The organism is Sphaerobacter sp. (assembly GCF_019683595.1).
In the GTDB taxonomy this organism is placed as follows: Bacteria; Chloroflexota; Chloroflexia; order Thermomicrobiales; family Thermomicrobiaceae; genus Sphaerobacter.
Genome location: NZ_JADGHZ010000219.1, coordinates 1 through 5,179, shown reverse-complemented (window position 1 = coordinate 5,179; position 5,179 = coordinate 1). Strand labels below are relative to the sequence as shown.

The 5,179-nt window shown below is 70.4% G+C and carries 5 protein-coding genes; all 5 read left to right on the top strand.

Going from position 1 to position 5,179, the window contains the following annotated elements:
• Window positions 1-624: 624 nt before the first annotated feature.
• The gene (trpE, locus tag IRZ30_RS15465) at window positions 625-2,211 is read left to right on the top strand and encodes an anthranilate synthase component I (protein ID WP_294086425.1); all 1,587 of its coding nucleotides are present in this window, start codon (window positions 625-627) and stop codon (window positions 2,209-2,211) included.
• Window positions 2,208-2,849, top strand: a complete 642-nt coding sequence (locus IRZ30_RS15460; protein ID WP_294086424.1) for an aminodeoxychorismate/anthranilate synthase component II — start codon at window positions 2,208-2,210, stop codon at window positions 2,847-2,849. The genes trpE and IRZ30_RS15460 overlap by 4 nt, the downstream gene beginning before the upstream one ends.
• Window positions 2,846-3,883, top strand: a complete 1,038-nt coding sequence (trpD, locus tag IRZ30_RS15455) for an anthranilate phosphoribosyltransferase (protein ID WP_294086423.1) — start codon at window positions 2,846-2,848, stop codon at window positions 3,881-3,883. The genes IRZ30_RS15460 and trpD overlap by 4 nt, the downstream gene beginning before the upstream one ends.
• Window positions 3,883-4,686, top strand: coding sequence for an indole-3-glycerol phosphate synthase TrpC (trpC, locus tag IRZ30_RS15450; RefSeq protein ID WP_294086422.1), 804 nt, complete (start codon window positions 3,883-3,885; stop codon window positions 4,684-4,686). Before trpD ends, trpC begins: the two co-directional genes overlap by 1 nt.
• A partial coding sequence (locus IRZ30_RS15445; RefSeq protein ID WP_294086421.1) for a phosphoribosylanthranilate isomerase occupies window positions 4,683-5,179 on the top strand: 497 nt, incomplete at its 3' end. The genes trpC and IRZ30_RS15445, both read left to right, overlap by 4 nt.

Sequence of the window (5,179 nt, the reverse complement as noted above, 5' to 3'; positions counted from 1 at the left end):
ACGAACCGCTCGCTGCCGAGTTGCAGCGCGGTTACTTTGATACGGTTGACTTGTTGGCTGGGAAGGATGAACTGCTCCTCAAGATCTAGCAGTTCATCGGGGTCTGTTGCTTGGCCACCGGGTAGACCAGCACATCCTGCCTGGCTCGTCAAACGCGCAAGGCACCAGCGTCGTGCATGTAGAAACCGGCACGGAGCTTGACAACCTCGGCCCGCTCTGCTAGGCTGCGCGCTAGACAACCAAACAGCGGCAACAACGATGATCGGAACTAGTACGCGCCGAAGCGGAGCCCAGAGAGCCGGCGGGTGGTGTGAGACCGGTGCTAGCGCAGGCGCGGAATGGATCCGGGAGTTGCGCCCCGAACGCGGCGGGTACGCCCGCGGCCAGTAGGCGGCGCCGGAGACTCCACCGTTATCTGGGAGCTGGGTATCGGATCGGCTTGGATCGGTCCCGTACTCGTAGAGTGGGGCGCTTGCGCGAGCGGCGTCCAACAAGGGTGGCACCGCGGAGTTGAGCACTCAACCTCCGTCCCTTTCGGGGACGGAGGTTTTTTTGTTGGCGGGTTTTGGCCCGCGCGACTCCCGGCCGCCGCCAGCGAGGCGGGTCGGTGAAGGGTTATGAAGGATGCTCGATCTGCGTCCACACCCCAACGGAGCGGCGACCAGCACCGGGCGCTACCGCCCGACGCTGGAGGAAGTCGCCGCGTTGAGCGAACAGGGCAACATCATCCCGGTCTACCGGGAGATCATGGCCGACCTCGAGACGCCGGTCTCGGCATATCTAAAGGTAGCAACAGGCCGGTACTCCTTCCTGCTGGAGAGCGTGGAGGGCGGAGAACGCCTGGCGCGCTACTCCTTCATCGGGACGGACCCGTACCTGACTCTGTATCTGAATGACGGGGTAGCCCACGCGAACCTCCAGGGTTACAAGCAGACCAGCCGCTTCGACGACCCGCTTGTGGCGCTCCAGTCCTACCTGGAGCCGTATCGCACCGTGGCGCTTCCCGGTTTGCCGCGCTTCCTCGGCGGCGCGGTCGGCTACCTGAGCTACGAGGCGGTGCGCTATTTCGAGCGGCTGCCCGTGGCCCCGGCCGACCCGCTCGGCTTCCCGGACGCCTTCTTCATGTTCGTCGACACGATGCTGGTCTTCGACCACCTGGAGCGCACGATCAAGGTCGTCAGTCACGTCCATATCGACGAGCACACCTCGCTGGAGGAGTCCTACGCCCAGGCGGTGGAGCGGATCGACCGGCTGGTCGCGCGGCTCGGTGGGGAGCCAAGCCTGCCGCTGGGCACGGAACCGCTGGACGAGCGGCCGGTGTCCGAGCGCATCCGGCCCAACATGGCGCGTGAGACGTATCTGGGGATGGTCGAGCGTGCCAAGGAGTACATCGCGGCCGGGGACATCATCCAGGTCGTCCTCTCCCAGCGGCTGGCGGTCCCGAGCGCGGCACACCCGTTCACGATCTACCGCGCGCTGCGCAAGATCAACCCCTCCCCGTACATGTACTACCTCAACATCGATGACGCGCAGATCGTGGGGGCCTCGCCGGAGATGCTGGTCCGGCTCGACGGGCGGACGCTCACGACGCACCCGATCGCCGGAACCCGGCCGCGCGGCGCGACGCCGGAGGAGGACGAGGCGCTGGCGGCCGAGCTGGCGGCGGACGAGAAGGAGAACGCCGAGCACATCATGCTCGTCGATCTCGGGCGCAACGACATCGGCCGGGTTGCCCGACCGGGGACGGTGCGGGTGCCCCAGTTGATGGAGATCGAGCGCTACAGCCACGTCATGCATCTGGTCAGCCACGTCGAGGGTGAGATCGCCGACGGGCTCGTCGGGGTCGACGCGCTGCGCTCGTGCTTCCCGGCCGGGACGGTCAGCGGGGCGCCGAAGATCCGCGCCATGGAGATCATCGCCGAGCTGGAGCCTGAGGAGCGCGGGCCGTACTCCGGCGCGGTGGGGTACGTGAGCTTCAGCGGCAACCTCGACGCCGCGATCACGCTGCGCACGATGGTCGTCCGTGACGGCACCGTCTACCTCCAGGCCGGAGGCGGCATCGTGGCCGACAGCACGCCGGAGGGGGAGTACCGCGAGTCGCTGCAGAAGATGCAGGCGCTGGTGCGCGCGATCGAGCTTGCCGAACAGATGGAGTACAGCGTGCGGGGCGCCGGCGCGCGCCAGGCGGAGCAGAAGGAGGGCGTCCGGTGATCCTGCTCATCGACAACTACGACTCCTTTACCTTCAACCTCTATCAGTACCTGTGCGAGTTGGGAGCCGAGGTGGTGGTGCGGCGCAACGATGCGCTGACGGTAGCCGACGTCCGAGCACTCGGCCCGGAGCGGGTGGTCATCTCGCCCGGCCCCTGCACGCCCGACGAGGCGGGCATCTCGGTCGAATTGATCCGCGAGCTGGCGGGCGAGGTGCCGATCCTCGGCGTCTGCCTGGGGCACCAGGCGATCGGGGTGGCGTTCGGGGGTCAGGTTGTCCGCACACCGCGGCTGATGCACGGCAAGACGTCGCGGATCAGCCACGACGGGCGGGGGGTTTTCGCCGGCCTGCCGAACCCGTTCATCGCCACGCGCTACCACTCACTGATGGTGGACGAGGCAAGCCTCCCGGACGATCTGGTGGTGACGGCGCGCAGCGAGGACGGGGTCATCATGGGGCTCCGCCACCGGCGCTATCCGGTGGAGGGGGTGCAGTTTCACCCGGAGTCGATCCTGACCGAGGTGGGTAAGGACCTGCTTGCCAACTTCCTGAGCGTGACGCCGGCCGCGGTTTCCGTGGTGGGCGGTGCGACGCGCGTGGTGAGCGCGGTCGGCGCGATGGATGGAGGGGAGCGATGAGCGTCAGAGCGGCGATCCAGAAAGTTGTCGACGGCGGGACGCTGACGCGTGAAGAAGCGGTCGCGGCGATGGACGCGATCATGACCGGCGAGGCGAGCGGCGCGCAGATCGGCGCGCTGGTGACGGCGCTCCGGATGCGTGGCGAGACGGAAGAGGAGATCGCCGGCTTCGCTGAGTCGATGCGGCGGCACGCGCTCTCGGTGCCGCGCGCCACGTCCGATGCGCTGGTCGACACCTGCGGCACGGGCGGCGACGGCGCGCATACCTTCAACATCTCGACCGCGGCCGCCTTCGTGGTGGCCGGGGCCGGGGTGCGGGTGGCCAAGCACGGCAACCGCGCCATGACCAGCCGCTGCGGCTCGGCCGACGTGCTGGAGGGCCTGGGCGTGCGCGTGGATCTGACGCCGGACGCGGTCGCGCGCTGCATCGACGAGGTCGGTATCGGCTTCATGTATGCGCCCGTCTTCCACCCGGCGATGCGCCATGCCGGGCCGGCGCGCAAGGAGATCGGCATCCGCACCGTGTTCAACCTGCTCGGCCCGCTGACCAACCCGGCGGCCGCCCAGCACCAGATCGTGGGCGTCGCCGACGCCACGGTGGCGGACAAGCTGGCCCGCGTGCTCGGCCTGCTCGGCACGCGGCACGCGCTGGTGGTCCACTCCCACGACGGGCTGGATGAACTGAGCATCTCGGCGCCCACGCAGGTGAGCGAGGTGCGCGTGAACGGTGGGGTCGAGGTTCGCCGATACGAGCTGTCGCCCGAGGAGGTCGGCCTGCCGACCGCACCGCTGTCGGCGGTCCGCGGCGGCGACGTGGAGGACAACGTCGCCATCATCCGCCACGTGCTCAACGGCGGGAACGGCCCGGCGCGGGCCATCACGCTCCTCAACGCCGCGGCCGCCCTCTACGCGGCCGACGCCGTCGGCTCGATCGCCGAGGGCGTGCAGGCGGCGGCGGAGTCGATCGACTCCGGCGCGGCGGCGGCCAAGTTGACGGAACTGGCGGCGCTGAGTCACCGGCTGGCGGAGGCGTGATGGGGACCGAAACGGGCACGATCCTGGACCGGATCGCCGAGCGGACGGCGGCCGATCTGGCGGAGCGCCGGGCGGCTCAGCCGCTGGCGGACCTGGAGGCGGCGGCGCGGGCGATGCCGGCCGCACTCCCACTCGACGCGGCGCTACGGGGGACCACGACCCGCGTGATCGCGGAGGTCAAGCGCGCCTCGCCCTCGAAGGGGCCGCTGGCGGCGGGCGTCGACGCCCGCGTAGTGGCGCGGGACTACCTCGCCGCGGGCGCGGCCGCCATCTCGGTGCTCACCGACGCGCCCTTCTTCCAGGGCAGCCTGGAGGACCTGGCGATGGTGGCCGAGTTGGCCCATGCCGACCCGACGCCGCGGCCGGTGCTGCGCAAGGACTTCCTGCTCGACCCGTATCAGGTGGTCGAGGCACGGGCGTACGGCGCCGATGCCGTGCTGCTCATCGTCGCCGTGCTGGGCGGTGAGGCGCTGGGCGAGATGCTGGACGCGGTCCATGCCCAGGGGATGCAGGCGCTGGTGGAGGTCCACCACGAGGCGGAGCTGGACACGGCGCTTGCGGCCGGCGCGCGGATCATTGGGATCAACAATCGCGATCTTCGGACTTTCACCGTTGACCTGGGCACGACCGAGCGCTTGGCGCCCCGCATCCCGCGCGACCGGGTCATCGTGGCCGAGAGCGGCATCCACGGTCCGGACGACGTGCGGCGCCTCGCGGCGGCCGGCGCCCACGCGGTGCTCGTCGGCGAGTCGTTGATGGTCGCGGCCGACCGGCAGGCCGCGTTGCGAGGGCTGTTGGCGTGAAGCGGGGACTGGTCAAGATTTGCAGCCTGGGGCGACCGGAGGACGCGCGAGCGGCGCGTGCCGCAGGGGTCGATCTCGCCGGGCTGATCTTCGCCCCGGCCCGTCGCCAGGTCACGCCCGAGGTCGCCGCGGCGATCGTCGCCGCGCTGCGGGACGGGCCTGGTGCGGCCCCGCGGGCGGTCGGGGTCTTCGTCGACGAGGCGCCAGACCGGATGAACGCGCTGGCCGAGCGGCTCGACCTCGACCTGGTGCAGTTGAGCGGCGACGAGCCGCCGGAGACGATCGCCGCGCTGGCCCGGCCGGCGATCAAGACGCTGCGCCTGCGGCCCGGCACCAGCCCCTCCGATGCGCGGCGGCTGGCCGAGCAGTACCTCAGCGCGCCCGTGCCGCCGGTCGCGTTGATCGTCGAGGGGTGGGTTCCCGGCGCCCCGGGCGGGACCGGGCACGTGGCCGACTGGAGCCTGGCGGCGGCGCTCGCCGCCGAGTACCCGGT